Annotated in this window: 16 protein-coding genes and 1 pseudogene; 6 read left to right on the forward strand and 11 right to left on the reverse strand. The window is 47.2% G+C overall.

The window, feature by feature from the left end:
* The 5 genes from NG796_RS20515 to NG796_RS20535 all read left to right on the forward strand — a co-directional run.
* A partial coding sequence (locus NG796_RS20515; RefSeq protein WP_261208895.1) for an SGNH/GDSL hydrolase family protein occupies positions 1–1,457 on the forward strand: 1,457 nt, incomplete at its 5' end.
* A 364-nt stretch (positions 1,458–1,821) separates the two neighbouring features.
* Positions 1,822–3,294 carry an MBOAT family O-acyltransferase gene (locus NG796_RS20520; protein ID WP_261208898.1) on the forward strand — a complete coding sequence of 491 codons (1,473 nt, stop codon included), beginning with the start codon at positions 1,822–1,824 and terminating at the stop codon, positions 3,292–3,294.
* A 15-nt stretch (positions 3,295–3,309) separates the two neighbouring features.
* Positions 3,310–4,437, forward strand: coding sequence for a hypothetical protein (locus tag NG796_RS20525; RefSeq protein WP_261208900.1), 1,128 nt, complete (start codon positions 3,310–3,312; stop codon positions 4,435–4,437).
* Between the two features lie 450 nt (positions 4,438–4,887).
* Positions 4,888–5,859, forward strand: a complete 972-nt coding sequence (locus tag NG796_RS20530; protein ID WP_261208902.1) for a RusA family crossover junction endodeoxyribonuclease — start codon at positions 4,888–4,890, stop codon at positions 5,857–5,859.
* A 364-nt stretch (positions 5,860–6,223) separates the two neighbouring features.
* Positions 6,224–7,237, forward strand: a complete 1,014-nt coding sequence (locus NG796_RS20535) for a serine/threonine protein kinase (RefSeq protein ID WP_261208905.1) — start codon at positions 6,224–6,226, stop codon at positions 7,235–7,237.
* A gap of 83 nt (positions 7,238–7,320) precedes the next feature.
* Here the strand turns inward: NG796_RS20535 and NG796_RS20540 are convergent, their stop codons facing one another.
* Positions 7,321–7,503: a hypothetical protein gene (locus NG796_RS20540; RefSeq protein ID WP_261208906.1), complete on the reverse strand. Its 183-nt coding sequence runs from the start codon at positions 7,501–7,503 to the stop codon at positions 7,321–7,323.
* A gap of 305 nt (positions 7,504–7,808) precedes the next feature.
* Between NG796_RS20540 and NG796_RS20545 the strand changes: the two genes are divergently transcribed.
* A complete protein-coding gene (locus tag NG796_RS20545) occupies positions 7,809–8,231 on the forward strand; it encodes a type II toxin-antitoxin system VapC family toxin (RefSeq protein ID WP_261208907.1) in 423 nt (140 codons plus the stop codon).
* Positions 8,232–8,243: 12 nt separating this feature from the next.
* Here the strand turns inward: NG796_RS20545 and NG796_RS20550 are convergent, their stop codons facing one another.
* From NG796_RS20550 to obgE, 10 genes and pseudogenes are all read right to left on the reverse strand, one after another.
* Positions 8,244–8,597 (reverse strand): type II toxin-antitoxin system VapC family toxin, encoded by a 354-nt coding sequence (locus NG796_RS20550; RefSeq protein WP_261208910.1) that lies wholly within the window; start codon positions 8,595–8,597, stop codon positions 8,244–8,246.
* A gap of 146 nt (positions 8,598–8,743) precedes the next feature.
* On the reverse strand, positions 8,744–8,932 hold the full coding sequence (locus tag NG796_RS20555) for a hypothetical protein (protein WP_261208911.1): 189 nt from the start codon (positions 8,930–8,932) through the stop codon (positions 8,744–8,746).
* A gap of 263 nt (positions 8,933–9,195) precedes the next feature.
* Positions 9,196–10,287, reverse strand: a pseudogene (locus tag NG796_RS20560) (ISAs1 family transposase).
* A 464-nt stretch (positions 10,288–10,751) separates the two neighbouring features.
* A complete protein-coding gene (locus tag NG796_RS20565) occupies positions 10,752–11,798 on the reverse strand; it encodes an RNA-directed DNA polymerase (protein WP_261208913.1) in 1,047 nt (348 codons plus the stop codon).
* Complete coding sequence (avd, locus tag NG796_RS20570) at positions 11,761–12,129, reverse strand: diversity-generating retroelement protein Avd (protein WP_261208914.1); 369 nt, start codon at positions 12,127–12,129, stop codon at positions 11,761–11,763. The genes NG796_RS20565 and avd overlap by 38 nt, the downstream gene beginning before the upstream one ends.
* A gap of 91 nt (positions 12,130–12,220) precedes the next feature.
* Positions 12,221–13,975 (reverse strand): bifunctional serine/threonine-protein kinase/formylglycine-generating enzyme family protein, encoded by a 1,755-nt coding sequence (locus NG796_RS20575; RefSeq protein ID WP_261208915.1) that lies wholly within the window; start codon positions 13,973–13,975, stop codon positions 12,221–12,223.
* A 138-nt stretch (positions 13,976–14,113) separates the two neighbouring features.
* Complete coding sequence (locus NG796_RS20580) at positions 14,114–14,722, reverse strand: J domain-containing protein (protein ID WP_261208917.1); 609 nt, start codon at positions 14,720–14,722, stop codon at positions 14,114–14,116.
* A gap of 147 nt (positions 14,723–14,869) precedes the next feature.
* On the reverse strand, positions 14,870–15,463 hold the full coding sequence (locus NG796_RS20585) for an ATP-dependent Clp protease proteolytic subunit (RefSeq protein ID WP_261208920.1): 594 nt from the start codon (positions 15,461–15,463) through the stop codon (positions 14,870–14,872).
* Positions 15,464–15,552: 89 nt separating this feature from the next.
* A complete protein-coding gene (locus NG796_RS20590) occupies positions 15,553–16,206 on the reverse strand; it encodes an ATP-dependent Clp protease proteolytic subunit (RefSeq protein ID WP_261208922.1) in 654 nt (217 codons plus the stop codon).
* 281 nt (positions 16,207–16,487) lie between these two features.
* The gene (obgE, locus tag NG796_RS20595; RefSeq protein ID WP_261208924.1) at positions 16,488–17,528 is read right to left on the reverse strand and encodes a GTPase ObgE; all 1,041 of its coding nucleotides are present in this window, start codon (positions 17,526–17,528) and stop codon (positions 16,488–16,490) included.
* Positions 17,529–17,601: the final 73 nt, after the last annotated feature.

Below are 17,601 nucleotides of genomic sequence, written 5' to 3' on the forward strand. Positions count from 1 at the left end.
ATTTAGAACCGGATGTGACTCCGGAAATTGAAGACAATAATTTAGAACCGGATGTTACTCCGGAAATTGAAGATAATAATTTAGAACCGGATGTGACTCCGGAAATTGAAGACAATAATTTAGAACCGGATGTTACTCCGGAAATTGAAGATAATCAGAAGGATGAACCCATCGGTGATGAAACTCCCCCCGTCGAAGACGATGAACCCATCGGTGATGAAACTCCCCCTGTCGAAGATCAAGGAGGAGAGGATACCGCTGGTGAAATAGAGGACAACCCTATCGATGAAAATGGCGGGGATAACAGTAGTGGGGATGATAGTGAAATCAGCGTAACCGTTAGTTATACCGACGCCACCAGCGGAATTATTGCGGACCTTTCTAAAGGAACAGTCACCCGTTTGTTTACTACGTCTGATGAAGTTCCGTTTAAGATTTTACCCTTGGGAGATTCAAATACAAGAGGCTTTCCAAATCAGGCCAGTATTGGAGGATATCGAACTCGGTTGTGGCAAAGATTAGTAGGAGGTAATGGGTTTAATATCGATTTTGTAGGTCAGGCTAAAAGTGGACCTGAAAATATTGATAGAGATCATGAAGGGCGGGGCGGATTTACAATCGACGAACTCATTGAGAATAGCAAAAATTTTTCTGGGTTTAATCAGCCAACCGCCCCCCTTTATACGACCATTGAACATACGTTGAATTATGCTCAACCCGATGCAGTTTTATTGATGGCGGGTACTAATGATATTCTTCAAAACAAACCTGTAAATACCGCCCTTACTGATTTAGGGATTCTAGTAGATAAAATTGTCACTGCTATGCCAGATACACAGGTGCTGGTTAGTTCCATTATTCCCCATACCTCGACGAATGTAAATCGGCAACAACGAACGACAGAGTTTAGTCAACAAGTTGAGGAAATTGTTGTTGCTCCCCGAGCAAATACGAACCCCAATATTCGATTTGTCGATATGTTTAATCTGCCGTTTGTCAGCGGAGATTATGATAACGATGGCATTCACCTAACCGCTAGTGGCTATGATAAATTAGCGGATAAATGGTACTCCGAGATCCGGATGTTACCCAGCAGCGAAGAGACCCTGAGTGATGTTCAAAATATCATTGGTTCCGCCTATGATGATACGCTCATGGGAGATGACCAATCCAACGTCATCCGAGGCGATGGGGGCAATGATTGGCTGATTGGGGGTGGGGGAGAAGATACTTTTATTTTAGCGCCCGGGGAAGGAACGAATACGATCGCAGATTTTGAAAGTGGCATCGATCGCATTGGACTAACAGACGGATTAGAGTTTGAGCAGCTTCTGATTTCTTCCGGTAGTGATGCCAGTCAGACTCAGATTGCGATCGCCGATACCGGGGAATCCCTGGCAATCTTTCTTGGCATCGATCCCAGCATGATTAACGCTGATGATTTTATCCTGGTTTAATCAATACCCTGGGGTCTTATCACTTCAGTGATAAAACCTAGCAAATCTAAATGAATTGTCCAATAATTTATCATGCAGAAGCGGGAGCATCTTGCTCCCCCTCCTCAATCTTGGGTCAGACTGCTACAAGCGGTACACTGACTTCTTGCTTGCTAGGATGCGGGGCGAGTAAGATGCGGACAGGACAAGACTCTCAGCCTGGGATCCCTTATCAGAATGATTAAGATTACCTATAGATAAATTTGGAGTCACCAAATTTATAGTGTACTCCAAATTTGCGACTTAAACAACCCCTCAGAGCAGATGACGATTTAAAAAGTTTCAGGCACACTAAACCTGTTGAAATAATACATCGGAAACTACTTTGTTATTCAACTCTTACGAATTTATTTTTATCTTTTTACCCCTTGCCCTGATTGTTTTCTTTGGGTTAAGTGCTTATCGTCAGGTCAAAGCTGCAATACTATGGCTCCTGTTAGCCTCCCTCGTGTTTTATGGATACTGGCGAATCAGTTACGTTCCCCTGTTGCTCATTTCTATCCTAGGTAACTATTACTTTGGGCGGTGGATAGATGGGGTACAACCCGGAACCCCAAAGGCCAAAACCTTATTATGGTCGGGAGTTTTCTTTAATTTAGGGATTCTGGGGTATTACAAATATGCAGGGTTTTTGATTGCCTCTCTCAATGGAGTTTTTCAAACCGAGTTCCCCGTTCCGGCTATTGAATTGCCGTTAGGAATTTCCTTCTACAGCTTCACGCAAATTGCTTATTTAGTGGATGCTTATCGCGGACAAACCAAAGATTATCAATATGACTTGGTGTCCTATAGCCTATTTGTCACCTTCTTTCCCCAACTGATTGCAGGGCCAATTTTACGCCATGACGAACTCATCCCGCAATTTACAAAACTCCGCAAGTTTGTATTTTCTCATAAGAATGTCGCCATTGGCTTAAGCTTTTTTATCCTAGGGTTGGGTAAAAAAGTGCTAATTGCCGATACCATATCCCCTTGGGTGGGGACCCTATTTGATCAGGCGGATTCTATCACTTTTATCGAAGCTTGGGTAGGGGCGATCGCCTATACGTTACAACTTTATTTTGATTTCTCAGGCTATTCCGATATGGCGATCGGATTAGGATGGATGTTCAACTTCCGCCTCCCCATTAACTTTGATTCTCCCTATAAATCCACCTCCATTGTAGACTTCTGGCGACGGTGGCACATTACCTTATCTTTCTTTCTGAGAGATTACCTCTACATTGCGCTTGGGGGCAGTCGTCGGGGAGAAGTGCGCCGATACTGCAATCTACTAATCACTATGTTACTGGGTGGATTGTGGCATGGGGCGGGATGGACCTATATTCTTTGGGGCGCGTTGCATGGCACTTTTTTAGTCATCAATCACGGGTGGCGACGCTTAGGATTGAAAATGCCCGGGGCGATCGCCTGGGGGATTACCTTTATCGCCGTAGTGTTGAGTTGGGTCGTATTTCGCGCCGAAAATATCACCCAAGCGGGACAGATTATCCAAGCTGCCGTTGGCTTAAAAGGGATTATTTTAACCCCAGATTTTCAACCCTTATTAGGATGGTTACCCGAATCCGTTGTGCAGTTTCGAGAAGTCGCTCAACTCCCTGCTCTCCCCCCGAATTATCGCCAAAGCATTGTAATTTTAGTAGGGGTATTAATGGGAGCGGTTTTATTACCGAATACCCAACAAATAGTCGAGCGATTTAAACCCAATACTGCATGGGCTGTGGGACTGAGTGCCGTGGCGATCGCCTGTCTGCTTTCCCTAAATCGAATTTCTGAGTTTCTGTACTTCCAGTTTTAATCCAGGGGGTTTCTCATGAAGACTTATCGTCAATTTAACCGCGCCTTTTTTGGCCTCACCATACCCGGATTATTAGCCGTTGGCTTATTCAATATTGGCGTCGATCCCTACGGGGTGATGAATAGCCCCCAATGGCGGCTGAATCGCTTAAAAACGGAACAATTTAATCATGTTCGCCTGTTTAAAGCCAGTTCAGTCACTCGCATTGCCCCCAAAACGGTTTTATTAGGCTCATCCCGCACCGATTTAGGATTGGACCCGAAACATCCCGCCTTGGCTAACGGTAACCCCGCCTACAATTTAGGGCTAGTAGGCCCCAATATGTATGAAGTCAAACGCTATTTTGACCATGCGATCGCCAACCAACCGGATTTACAAACTGTCGTTCTGGGGGTGGATTTCTTTATGTTCAATGAATATAAAACCCATCCTGCCGACTTTGAAGAAGCCCGCTTAGAACGAGAGAACCTCACCCCTAAAGAATTACTAAATGTTACTCTGTCTTTAGGGGTAACACAGTCAAGCTTAGGCACGATTAAAAATAGCTGGCGATCGCAAGCCAATTTTCTCTACCATGACAATGGCTTTCGCTACATTTATAATAACGAACCGGACCATCCCTTGCCCCAGGAATTTAAAAACATGATTTGGGGATTTTTCCGGGAAGAAGGGTATTATCCCCGCTACCAATTATCCCAAAAGTTTTTAAATGACTTCCGAGAATTAGTGGAAATTTGTCGCAGTCGAAATATCGACTTACAAATCTTTATTTCCCCCTCCCATGCTACCCAATGGGAAGCCTTACGCATAGCGGGACATTGGGATGATTTTGAACAGTGGAAACGGGAACTGGTTGTCATTGCCCCAGTTTGGGACTTTTCCGGCTATCATTCCATTTCTACCGAACCCATCAGCGAGAAGATGGCCTATTATTGGGACAGTTCCCATTATCGACAAGAAGTCGGCAATCTCATCCTCAATCGCCTATTTAACTATCAACCCGCCTCAGTTCCCTCCGATTTCGGCGTCCTGATGACTCCTGAAACCATAGAACCGCACCTCGTCCAGATCCGGCGCGATCGCGCATCCTGGGCCAATGGCAATCCCCAGGCGATCTCTTTCGTGGAAGAGTTAAAACCTTGAGAATGGCTGGATTTAGGGGAACCGGGACAGCAGACTGTGCCTCTTGGAAAGGGCGATCGGCTGGCAATGCTGCATCCAGGTCCCCGATCTTCCGCCTATCCCCAAGTCGCCAAAGTATATAGGGTCTGTATCAGATTTTTATAGATTTGTATAAATTTGCATTTTAAAGGGTAGTGCTATACAAACGGAAGCCGTCTGCGCAGGCGATAAAGACCAAGGACCCATGAAATCTGCATAAATCTTGAGACTGTGCGGATTTCTTGGGCTAACTGTGGAAGACTTCTAGGGAACGACTCCGTAAAAACCAGAGTCGATCCGGTCCATCCCCGAGAGTCCCCCGGACGATCGCCCTTATTCTGGAGTTAAATTCTGGAAGGAATCTCAACTCTAGGTTAAGATATCCGGATGCGTCTGGAAACCGATGCCCCTAACCACCCAAGCTAGTTGCTCATGCCACCGACGAGTTCCATCTTCCACCCCATCGATTCGCAAACCCGCCAAACGCTGCCTTTAGAAGGCGATCGCCAGGGACAATCCACCCCCGGGATGGTCCCCTTGAGCGCACTAGCGGCCCAAATTAATCGTGAACACGAACGCTGTCAACAGTCGGTGGCGATCGGACTTTTGCACGCTTGCACTGCCGGACAACTCCTACTCCAGGCTAAACTTCGGGTCCCCGCGCAAAAATGGCACGTCTGGTTAGCCGGTTATTGTAACGTTCCAGAGGCCACCGCACAAACCTATATGGAAATGGCCCAGGGATGGCCCTCAGTCAAACAAGACCCGGAGATCGGTCCAAGACAGGAAACTCTGGAAACCGAAGATTCGCCCACCTGGACCGAATTGAGGCAAGAGGAGTTAGAACCGCCTTTAGTTGTGAATGCTCAACTCCTGTCCGAGTCAGCCCAGCGACTCACCTTTGTCTCGTTGCTACAACGCCCCAAACCCGAAGGGCGATCGCGAAATTTGCGAACCGAACCGCGAAAAGCTAAACCCCAAGAGACACCGCAACCCACGGAACCCGATGCTCAACGGACCGTGAGAACCCTAACCTTATGGATTCCCGGCGCAGTCACCCCCAAAGCGCGTCCCCGGGTAACCGCCAATGGTACATTTTTACCCAAACGATATCGGGAATGGAGACTGCGTGCAGAAGGTGAGATTCTCATGCAAGTGCATCAGATGAATCCCTTACCCCAGTTACCCATTGAAAGAGCAGCCGTGCGGATTATCTTACGGGGTAAACATCGAGGAGATGGCGACAATGCGATCGGCAGCGTGTGCGATGCCTTAGTCGGTGCCGGAATTTTCTCATCCGACAGCCTCAAACAGATTCCCTTCGGCAGTTGGAGGCACATCCCCGACGGAGAAACCGGCGTCAAAATTCAAATTGAGCCTATGGAACACCTAATGTCCGCATGAAATTCAGCAGGTCATCAGTTGAGGATTAATGATATTTTAAATTAGATACACCGTTCTGAGTTGAAACAGTCAAGCTTCATGCCAATTAAATTTTATACAAATTAAAAGACAGTAACTGCTTCATCCACCATTCAAACTCTCCTCACAAACTTTTAAAGTTACAACCATCAGGATTGAGATACTTAGCAAGAACCAGTAAAATCTCACAGCATTTAACCGATATACATCGCTGCCCGCAGGGATACCAAATCAGTAGCCAAATTCGCTCATAAACTGGCAGCAAGATTTTTTGTCATGAATCGATTGACCGTCGGCTACAACTTCCGATTAACATAGAAGAGGTGAGTGAGGTCAAGGAGAATGTATGAGTTTGCAAGCGGGTCAGACGCTGCACGGGGGAGATTATCAGGTGCTGCGATCGCTCAATCAAGGGCGGGTGGGGATTAGTTATCTGGCCCTACGCAAGGGGGGCGATCGCGTCGTGATCAAGACCCTGCGCGATGACCTTTTGGCGCAACTGACCTCAGACAAACGGGATAAGTTAAATAATAAGCTGATCAATGAGGCAGTGCGGTTGGCGCGTTGCCATCATCCCAATATTGTCCGGTGTCTCGGTTCGTTTCTGGAAGGGGGTCAGCCGTATATTGTCATGGAGTTTGTAGCAGGGGATGATTTAGCGAGTTTGCCCACGAAAACCCTGCCAGAGGAAGAGGCGTTGACCTATATCCGCCAGGTGGGAGAGGCGTTAACCGTGGTGCATCGGGAGGGGTGGGTGCATCGGGATATTAAGCCTGCCAATATCATGCTGCGGGCGGGAAAATCCGAGGCAGTGCTGATTGATTTTGGGGTGACAAAGGGATTTGATGAGACGCTCACCTCGATTGCTTCCAGCAATACCGATGGGTTTACCCCCCCAGAGCTTTATGATCCCAATGAGCGGGCGCAACCTTATTCCGATGTCTATGCTTTGGCGGCGACTCTCTACAATCTGTTATCGGGGGATATCCCCCCTAATGCCCAAAAGCGGGTGAATTTGCAGCTAAAGGATCAGAGGTTGCCGGACATCCCCGGAGTGAGTGCTGAAACAAATTGGGCAATTCGTCAGGGGATGACGTTGGTTTATGGCGATCGCCCCCAAACCATCGAGGAGTTTTTAGCCTTGTTGCCGGTTCCCCAAGGGGTCAAACCCTTGCCACCGCAGCCCCCTCGTGATCCAAATTTTCGGCTAAATCTCTATATGCTCTATGCAGCGATTCTGGCGATTATTGTGACGATTATTGTGGGGATTTTTGGCCAAGATATCCGCAAAGGCTTTGACAATTGGTTCTTTTCGCCAGGAGTGGAGGAAAACTCCGAACCCTCATCCCCCAACAATTGATCAATATCTTGTAATCGCTTCTGTGCGGCATGAATTACCGGATGAAGATTGCCTCAACCTCTGCGATCGCTGTTGGAGAAATCTCAATCCGGTAGGTCATGCTTCCCTCGCAACTGAGTAAACGCCTCATCGAGTGGCATCCCTTGCCCCGGCTCAAACTCCGCTACACTCTTACGAATCCCTGCCATAGACTCCAAAAGTGCCACGCGATCAAGCAAATTTTGATAGCTTTCCGCATCCTGCACCACAACCGCACGCCCACTCACCCACCGCTACAATAAAAACAAAACCTCACCCCCCTCCCACCGATCATGACCCCCCGTGAACAACTCATTCAAGAAATTCTCCTGGCCCCTGATTCATTGGTGAACCTTTTACTCCAACTGATTCCTCCCCTCCGTACCGATCCAACTCATCTCCCACCGCAACTCCAAGAACTCCTAACCCCCACGGACCATCCCGCCCCAAACCCGTCTTCCTCTGCCTTCGACCTAGCTAGTGATCTAGCTGGCTGCCTCAATGGGCCCCCAGATCTCTCAACTAACCCCCAATACTTTGAGGACTTTGGCAAATGACCCAAACCATCATTGATACGGGTCCCTTGGTCGCATTCCTCAATGTTCGTGATTCGTGGCATGGATGGGTATTAGATCAATGGCAAACCGTTCACCCTCCACTGCTTACCTGTGAACCCGTGATCACAGAAGCCTGTTTTTTGCTGCGAAACATCTACGGGGGGCGCAATGCCATTATGCAGTTATTGGCTAGAAATATTTTGCGGCTAGATTTCTCTCTCAGCCTGGAATATCAAGCTATTCAGCAACTCTTAGAACGATATGAGTCTGTACCCATGTCCTTGGCTGATGCTTGCTTGGTGAGAATGGCGGAATTGTATCCAAACGCTCAAATCCTCACGTTAGATAGTGACTTCCACATCTATCGCAAACAACGGAATCAACAAATTTCCCTCCAAATTCCAGATTCCCTGAGTTGATGAAATCCGAACTCAATCGCGTAATAAAGGAAGAAAACCAGCTTGCTCAAAATGTTTATCGTAGGCGATCGCCTCTGTAATGGAGTGTTCTTCCATGATTTTAAAAGAAACGCAATCCGTCAGACTCCATTCTTTGTCTGGTCTTTGCTTGTACAATAATAATCCTTCTTTAAACTGCTGGCTACTTTGCTGAATCACAGTCACATTCGGATGGTTATAGAGACTTTCAATTAACGCGATCGCCACTTCTCGAAAAAATTTACCCCGTTTAGAAAAATCATTCAACACCTCAGCCAACACCATTTCACTGGTAAAAATATAGAACCCACCCATTGTTTGGGACAAATCTCGCGCTTTTTGATGCAATTGGTCTCTGGGTTTGAGTAAAGCAACCCAATACCCTAGTATCGGCCAAAATTCGTCTCATTCCCCTAACCTTGATATAAATCAAAGTTTTTTGACAAATCCCTCGGGACTTTTTCCCATTCAGAATCCGGAATTTTAGCCCCAATTTATACGGCAATTTCCCAAATCGGCTTTGCCCTCTCATCATAGTTGAGGGTTTGTTGAGGATTGCTTTCTTCCTGATTTTCAGCAGTCCCTCGCACTTGCTCAAAAATTTTATCCAGCAACCATAACTTATCTTCTAATGATAAGTTGTGAATAGACTGTTCAAGTTCCAATAATTGATGAGAAATCATCGTTTATCCTCCCGACTTTATCTGACAGCTTTTACCGATAACAATAGACCTCTTGCAAAATTCTTTAAAGCCCCCCTTAAAAAGGTAGGGCTGTTTCATTCTAGCAAAACATAGAGGGAGTAACGACCGTAAAATCAATAGCTAGAACGAGAAGGAGGCCCAGAAGGATAGAAAATTTCACAAAGCAACCCTAGCTAAAAACGAGGTCTTCGCTATAGCTTTAGAGGAAAGAGGCGGTAGAATCGATAATAGGTCCGTAAGTATTACACAAGAACTAACAATCGCTCATGGCGATGAGCCAGCCAGCGTTGACCCTCAGTAATTGAGTCAAAACCTAAAAATCGGAAAAGATTCATCCCTATAGTTCTGAGGACCGAGAAGTTGGTAGCGGCTTGATTCTGATGAATCGGTGATAAATCTTCCTGTAAAACTACATCTTTTGGCCAATGTAACTGGTTCTCAATGCACCAATGACCTTGAATTTTTTCGGTAAAAACTTGGGCATTTTCTGGCCGACTACACAAGTAATAAGCCAGATTGTAATAAGGTTCATCATGAGATCGGGTCCCCTTTCGTTCTACCTGAACAAATACTAGAGGGTCTGGCCAGTTCGATTTGATGAATTTATTCACCGGAAATACAGACAGAGTTCGGGTAATATCACGACCATGACTTTGTTCTCTAGTCTGATTTGTACTTAGCGGCTTTGACCGACCTGCTATATTCTCAAGTTCCTGATATAGTTTAGGCTGATTTTTCTTGACTGAGACCAGGTAGTCATGCCCTTTATCTCGAATTATTTTCAGGGTTTCTTTTTGGCAATGGAGAGCGTCCAGGGTTAAAACTTGTCCATCAAAGGGCAGGTTTTTGACGATTTCTCTAGCGCAATGAATTTCAGATTCTTTTTTGCTTTCCAGTTTATTTAGGGAAAATACCAATTTTTGCTCTTGACAAAAAGCGGAGACAATAGACACAAAATTTTGCTGATTATTTTGCTATTCTTGAACAGTAGAGCGGAGACTTTTCCCATCAATTGCCACCCAATTTTCCAGAATATTTTCTGGGGGAAGTTGAGCAGCCCATTGATTAAAAATGGCTATTAAATAAGCATTGTTAATTCCTTCCATTACTCTTCTGATTGTGGAGTAAGATGGCACTCTTTTTTGGGCTAAAGAGTAATATTTTGTCAGACTTGACCGATTAAATTTAGCAAAATCCCCCAAAGCGCGATAGCCCCTATGGCCGTTCATAAGTCCCAAGATAATGATGAGTAGGATGAACCAGAGTGGATGTCTTGTGCCTTGGGGCCGTCGAAAGTCCTTGACTTGTTTTAGTAAATCGATTAAAATAGACATGATTTAAAAAAATAGGGCGTTCTCTTTCATTTTACATCATAGAGAACGCCTTTCCTTTTCTCGATTGCCCTTTAAAATGAAACAGCCCTACCCTTAATAAGGGGGGTTGGGGGGATCAATCCTTTTTTTTGCAAGAGGTCTAATATTCCTGGCAATCTTGGAGAGTGAGCCAGATAACACTTCAGGAAACCCTTACTAAGCTACCTGGCTGGGGTTGATTTTTGGAGACGGTTACCCGGATCGCAGGAACAGGACTGGACTCTTCAAAATACCCTTGAGCAATTCCCATTGCTCAACTCTGACTCAGAAGAGTGCTGCGCCAACGAGACAGACCCGAAACCCCAAGTTGTTGTTGAGGTTGTCGCGCGTGTTGTCGTTGCGGTTGGCGGAACGGCAGTTAATCGGGTTGTTGTCCCAAGAACCGCCCCGCAGTCGGGTTGCCTGTCCCTTCTTCAATGCCTTGACTACGCAAGGGAACTGAATAGCTGTTGTTGTAGCTGCCAAGTATCACCATGATTTAGATGAGCTTGCCAGCTTTGCAAGGATTGAGTCACTTGCTCCTGAGTTATTTTACCCTGAGCTAAATCATTTTGCAATTGTTTGAGTCTACGTCTGCCTCGCCGCAGATTGGCGGTCCGAACGCGAATGTGAGTCTGAAACACGCGAAATCCCACAAAATTTCCGCCGTGGCGGGTGCTGAATAGTTGGCTTTTAATGGGATGAATTTTTAAACGGAGTTCGGCTAAATGATTCTCAATGGCGAGTCTGGCTGCGGTGAGAATTTCTGGATGATCTGCGAAAAGGGCAAAGTCATCTACATACCGTAAATATTTTTTAATTTTAAGATTTTCTTTGATAAAATGGTCGAGGCTATTCAGATAAATATTGGCGAAAAATTGACTGGTTAAGTTGCCAATGGGGAGACCGCGTTTACGTTCCAGGGGTGTTAACAGGTCATCTTCCGGGAAGTGATGAATCGCGGGGAATTGAGGGTTGCTGTTGTCGATAATGGTGTTGATCAGCCAGAGAGTATCTGGACATTTGATTTTACGGCAGATGATGGATTTTAAAATTTCGTGGTCAATGCTGGGAAAATATTTTTCAATATCACACTGGAGAACGTAGGGAGAGGAGCGTAAAAAATGGGTGAATCTTTTGAGGGCGCGATGGGTTCCGTATCCCACCCGATTGGCGTAAGAATCGGTGATGAAGGTTCGCTCAAAGATGGGGTTAATAATCGCACAGAGGGCATGATGAACCACCCGATCGCGGTAGGGAGCAGCCGAAATCATCCGGGTTTTGGGTTCTTTGATGTAGAAGGTCCGGTATTCACCAGGTTGATAGGTTTGGTCGATTAAAGATTGTTGAATTTGGAGTAATTCTGATTCGAGGTTATAGTTAAACTCCAGCACATTATCGCGAAATCGCTTGCCTTTTTGGGCTTTGCGGGCAGCCAGCAGAAGATTTTCAAAGCTAATGATTTGGGGATAAAGATGCCCGTGGCGTTTCATTTTTTTGTTGTTTAATCCAGCCCCCCAGGTTATTGCCGATATCTTGAAGGAGTTGGCTGATATATTGGTAACGGTCTACGGAAATGAGCTGAAAATCCAGCAGTAGGCGGGTTTGGTAGCGTAAAATATCGAGTTGAGTGTTAATTTCCTCTAAAATGTTCAACTTTTCGTGAGCATATCTTGCCCGAATAAGCATTTCTAGGATATCATAGAGATTAGAGATAACCCTATCGCCTAGAGTAAATTTATGTGTTTTGGGCAATCGGTTCAAAATGGGGACATACCACTGAATCAAGTCGTAGGTTTTCTGGATAATCGGTAGTTCTTTCATCAAAAAAAATAAAAAAAAGCTCCCTGCGGTCGCTTTTAAGAGGGTAAAGGGGAAACAAGAGCAGAGTGCAAGAGTGCTAAAGTATAAAGGGCTACAAGAGTCCTGCGCCAACGAGACAGACCCGAAACCCCAAGACGTTGAAGAGGTCGTCGCGCGTGCCGTCGTCGCGGTCGGCGGAACGGCAGTTAATCGGGTCGTCGTCCCAAGAACCGCCCCGCAGCACGTAGGTTTTATCACTTTCCTTTAACAAAACCTTCAAATTTGCCGAAGGATTTTGATAACGATTCTCATTCTCTTTTATGGTCTCATCCCATACGCTACCATCCCTAGGCGCACCCTGATAATTGTCATGGAAGGGGTCAAAACACCATTCCCAAACATTACCATGTAAATCATACAACCCAAAGCCATTGGGCGGAAAGCTCGCCACTGGGATAGTTTCTTCTCGATACTCCCCCTTGGCTTCCTCCGCAACGGTGTAGTTGCCATCATAATTTGCCAGGTCGGTCGTGATTGCTTCCCCAAAGGCAAAGGGAGTCATCGTCCCGCCACGGCAAGCATATTCCCATTCTGCTTCGCTAGGGAGGCGATATTCCTGGCCTGTCAGCTTGCTCAGTCGGGCGCACCACTCTACTGCATCATACCAAGATACCCATTCAACAGGACGATTCCCACCTTTGAAACCAGAGGGGTCCGGGTCAAGGTCTCGGCCAATAGTTCCCACTTGTGTCACTACAGTGCGCCATTGGTCTTGGGTAACGGGGGTTTTGCCCAGGAAAAAAGGGGAAACCTGCACGGAATGCTGAGGACTTTCCCGCCTAAACCATTCCCCATCATACTTTTTACACAGGCGCTCAATTTCCGCCTCCTCTGTCCCCATCAAAAATGTTCCGCCAGGGATTTGCACCATGTCCAACCGCACCCCCTGACCCAAATCCTGGGGATAAAACCGCGCCTGACCCGGTATTTTCTCAATAATTTTCCCCTGACGGTTGACCCGCACGGTTTCAAAACTAAAGGAGGATAAACTCCCACGAGCATTAGGCAACAGTGCCAACCAATCCGCCACGGTTTGGGGGCGGTCTTGGGGCTTCACCGCCATCCCCTGCTTAATCGCATTTTGTAGGTCTGGGGACCAATGGCTGGGAATCTCCAGGTCATCGCGCAACACCCGCATCCAGGAAATCGGGGGTAAAATACCCGTCAGCAAATAGTAGAGGGTCGCCGCCAAGGCATACACATCGGTAAATTCCCCCCGGTGTTCCCGTTTGTCGTACTGCTCAATCGGCGCATAACCGTGCGTAAGGGCAAAAGTGTGGGTTTGGGTCAAATCGGGGATAAACTCCCGCGCAATGCCAAAGTCAATCAGCACCGCCTCATCTGCGGGCAACCGGACCATCATGTTATCAGGCTTAATATCTCGATGGAGCAAACCCTTATCGTGTATGATGTTCAACGCTTCTCCCACCTGCCGGATATAGCGCAACGCCACCGCCTCAGACAAGGCCCCCCGGTGCACCACTAGGTCTTTTAAATCCTGCCCCTGAATATATTCCATCACCATACAGGGCTGCTTTTCATGGTAGAAGTGATTGACCACCTTGACAATATGGCGATGGCTACAAATGGCGATTTTAGCCGTTTCCCGGTCAAAGTCCCGCAGAAACTTATCCCGATAGGGGATGTACTCCGCCTCGGTCATCACCTTATCGTTAAGGGTTTTCAGCACCCACTCTTTACCCTGAGGGTCTTTGACCAAGTAGGTGATGCCAAAACCGCCCTTTTTGATTTCCTTTTCGATGGTGTAGCGGTTTCCAAAAATTTTCGTACCCGTTTGCCAAACCATTATGAGAGGAGGAGAGACTACCTCCCTAGTTTACAGCAACTCCCCTCGGGGAAACCCCTTTTCCAAGGCTGTTTGATGCTAAGGGGGGAGCTAGAACAGGAAAGACGGTCAAAATGTGGGATGTAGGCGAATATTGTCCTAGAAAATTTGCTCCAAACGACGAAAATCTCGTTCGACTTCCATCCAGAGCGATCGATTGTGGGGGTCGATGCGGAGGGCTTTTTTTAAGTAAATTCTGGCTTTATCTAGGTCTCCGGCGGCGATCGCATGGCGTCCCCAGCGTTGATAGGCGATCGCGTGCCATTGTCTCACTTCCGGGTCCTGGGGTAGTCGTTGTGCGAGTGCATCGACTAAGGCTACGGCGCGGGGGAAGCGTTGTGCTTTTAAAAACTCCTGTAATTGTAAATACCCCCGCTGTTTGAGGAGTTGTTCCAGGTCCGTTAACCGGGGATTGTTCCGAAACTCGGGTTCTTTCCGAGTGACTCGGGTCTTAACGGTGGTTTCTGGTGCGGTAACGGGGGTAGGTGTGGCTGTGCTGGGTTGTCTAACTTGGGCAGCAGGTTGGGCCACTTCTAGCAGGCGGTGATAGGCTTGATTAAGCTGGATAAATCTATCATGCGATCGCCCGTCCCCGGGATTAACGTCGGGATGATATTGCCGCGCCAATAGGCGGTACGACGCCTTAACCTCTTCTAGGGTCGCACCTACTTTCAAACCTAATACGCTATAGCATTCTTCGATAGTCATTCTGATTAAAAATGGCAGAGTTGGATAGAAATTCTGCCATTTTTCCACAAGTTAGGATAGTTAGGATTTTACCCAATTTTGAGCAAGGATGAGGGGACAAAGATAAAATTTTACCCTCGTCCCCCCTGGAAATTGCTACTCTGGCAGTTAAGGACGTTCTTCAATCACGCGATCGATGAGGCCATATTCTTTGGCTTCCTGTGCGGACATGAAGAAGTCGCGGTCCATGTCTTTTTCAATTTTTTCCAGGTTTTGATGGGTGCGATTGGCGTAGATTTGGTTAAGCTGACGCCGAATTCGCACAATTTCCCTGGCTTCGATTTCAATATCCGAAGCTTGACCCCGAACACCCCCAGAAGGTTGGTGGATCATGATTCGGGAGTGGGGAAGTGCTAACCGTTTACCCGGTGCGCCAGCGGCTAAGAGGAAGGAACCCATCGACGCCGCTAGACCCACGCAAATGGTAACCACATCAGATTTAATGTGCTGCATGGTATCATAAATCGCCATACCAGCAGTGACGGAACCTCCGGGCGAGTTGATATACAGAATGATATCTTTGCCTGCTTCCTCAGAATCCAGATAAAGCATGATGGCAATGATTTTATTTGCCAGTTGATCATCAACTTCGCTACCCAGAAAGATAATGCGTTCTTGATACAACCGGGTTTCTAAATCAATCCACTGAGTATAAGTATCTCCCGGCAGACGATAAGGAACTTTTGGGTAACCGATAGGCATGATGTGAGACTCCGATGTTAGATCCGATGTTAGAAATGAGAGTTAAGTAGTGAGAGTTTAGAGTTCTCAAAATCTAAACTCTCAATGGATTAGACAATGGCAGGTATAGGATGCGCTAAGTCTTTGGCTTCCAATACGCGATCAATGAGTCCATATTCAACCGCTTCGTGCGGGTTGAGATAGAACACCCGATCCATATCTTTGATAATCTTCTCGTGAGTCTGACCCGTATTTTCGGCGAGGATATCGATCATGGTCTGGCGATTGGCTAAGACTTCCTTCGCTCGAATTTGAATATCTGAGGCTTGACCCCGAGTATAACTCTTGGGTTGATGCAGCACAATTGTGGCATTGGGTAAACTGGTGCGGCATCCTTTGGTCCCCGCCGAGAGGAGCATCGCTGACATTCCCACTGCCATTCCGATACAGATCGTGTTGACTGGCGGCTTGATGTATTTGATGGTGTCGCAGATGGCAAAGGCTTCGGTTTCAAAGGCTACGGGTTGGCCGCTTTCATTTGAGGTGCCGGTGGAGTTGATATAGATGTTAATTGGTTTTTCTGGGTCATCATACTGCAAATACAGCAGTTCAGAGATGATGAGTTCCGTAACCTGCGGCACTAGGGGCATTCCCAGATAGACAATCCGCTCCTTGAGCAACAAGGACGGTAAATCTGGGGGGGGTGTCCGTTGATATCCATCTCCATAGTAAGGAGATTGAACTGCCTGTATGGGTGAGTTCATGTCAAGTTCCAGCTCGAATTCATGGCGGTTTCTCTATCAATAGTAGCGTGTTGCTGGACGGGGCGCGGGGGTAGATTCTCGATTATTGATTCGTAATTTTACGAGTGGGGAGGTTCGGAGTAGGGGCCTAGGTTTTGGGCGGGGGTTGGTTGGATGTAGCCCTTTGGATTGGGGTGGGGATTACGATCGCCTCCGCAAGTGGGGAGGTTAAATAGGCGAAAATGATGGTAGAGACGCCCCCTTTTGCGTCTCTACCATTGGGTTAACGGCTGAAGTCGTTACTATAAACTGAGATTATGGATGAGGTCGCGTTCTTCTTTCAGGCGATCAATGGTGGTCCAGATGTCTTGAAGGAGGGGGTCGAGTCCTAGGCGGGAGACGGCGGAGATTTGAAAGATGGGGGTAGTGGACTGGGAGAGTTCACTTAAGCGATTGGCGATCGCCTCGATTTCTTCTTCCGTGCGATCGCAAGCGTCCATCTTGTTTAGCGCCACAATTTGCGGGCGATTCAGCAAATCCCGTCCATAGGCGGCCAACTCTTGCTGAATCATCTCATAGTCTTCAATCGGATCCGGTGCTGTAATATCGACTAAATGCAACAACACCCGGGTGCGTTCGATATGGCGTAAGAATTCATGGCCCAAACCGGCCCCCAGATGGGCCCCTTCAATTAATCCGGGAATATCCGCGAATACAGTACCATCTCCACTGGGTTTTCTGACGACTCCTAAGTTAGGTACTAAGGTCGTAAAGGGATAATCGGCAATTTTGGGACGGGAAGCAGAGAGGGCGGAGATGAGGGTAGATTTGCCTGCATTGGGTTTCCCGACAATGCCGACTTCAGCCAGGAGTTTCAGTTCTAGGCGGAGGAACCTCTCTTCTCCTTCCAATCCGGGTAAGGCATATTCGGGGGCACGGTTGCTGTTGCTGAGGAAATGTTTATTGCCGAGTCCGCCTTTTCCGCCTGCTGCAACGACTAAAGTTTGCTCAGGTTCGATCAGGTCCCCGATGACTTCTTCCGTGTTCGCGTCATAAACCATTGTACCGACGGGGACTTGAACGATGCGATCGCCTCCAGAAGCCCCAGTCCGATTATTGGGTCCGCCTCGTTGTCCGTTTTCTCCTTCAATTCGGCGGTTGTATCTAAAATCTAAAAGGGTTTGCAGATGTTCCACTGCCTTAAGAATGACTGACCCCCCTTTGCCGCCATTGCCGCCAGCAGGGCCACCCGCCGGGACATATTTTTCCCGGCGGAAAGCGACGATGCCATCACCACCCTTGCCTCCGGCGACTTCTATTTCTACGCGATCGATGAATTGCATGATTGTCCTTGGTCCTTTGTTAAAAGTCAGTTCGTTCTATACCCTGAACCCCTCAACAAAGGACTCTGGAGTC

It is taken from the genome of Laspinema sp. D2d (assembly GCF_025370755.1).
Classification (GTDB): domain Bacteria; phylum Cyanobacteriota; class Cyanobacteriia; order Cyanobacteriales; family Laspinemataceae; genus Laspinema.

Bases quoted from the DNA above. Each gene is read 5' to 3' on its own strand.
- NG796_RS20535 (WP_261208905.1), top strand. From the start codon at position 6,224: ATGAGTTTGCAAGCGGGTCAGACGCTGCACGGGGGAGATTATCAGGTG.
- NG796_RS20575 (WP_261208915.1), bottom strand. From the start codon at position 13,975: ATGGTTTGGCAAACGGGTACGAAAATTTTTGGAAACCGCTACACCATC.
- NG796_RS20545 (WP_261208907.1), top strand. From the start codon at position 7,809: ATGACCCAAACCATCATTGATACGGGTCCCTTGGTCGCATTCCTCAAT.
- avd (WP_261208914.1), bottom strand. From the start codon at position 12,129: ATGAAAGAACTACCGATTATCCAGAAAACCTACGACTTGATTCAGTGG.
- NG796_RS20565 (WP_261208913.1), bottom strand. From the start codon at position 11,798: ATGAAACGCCACGGGCATCTTTATCCCCAAATCATTAGCTTTGAAAAT.
- NG796_RS20590 (WP_261208922.1), bottom strand. From the start codon at position 16,206: ATGAACTCACCCATACAGGCAGTTCAATCTCCTTACTATGGAGATGGA.
- NG796_RS20585 (WP_261208920.1), bottom strand. From the start codon at position 15,463: ATGCCTATCGGTTACCCAAAAGTTCCTTATCGTCTGCCGGGAGATACT.
- NG796_RS20530 (WP_261208902.1), top strand. From the start codon at position 4,888: ATGCCACCGACGAGTTCCATCTTCCACCCCATCGATTCGCAAACCCGC.
- obgE (WP_261208924.1), bottom strand. From the start codon at position 17,528: ATGCAATTCATCGATCGCGTAGAAATAGAAGTCGCCGGAGGCAAGGGT.
- NG796_RS20580 (WP_261208917.1), bottom strand. From the start codon at position 14,722: ATGACTATCGAAGAATGCTATAGCGTATTAGGTTTGAAAGTAGGTGCG.
- NG796_RS20525 (WP_261208900.1), top strand. From the start codon at position 3,310: ATGAAGACTTATCGTCAATTTAACCGCGCCTTTTTTGGCCTCACCATA.
- NG796_RS20555 (WP_261208911.1), bottom strand. From the start codon at position 8,932: ATGATTTCTCATCAATTATTGGAACTTGAACAGTCTATTCACAACTTA.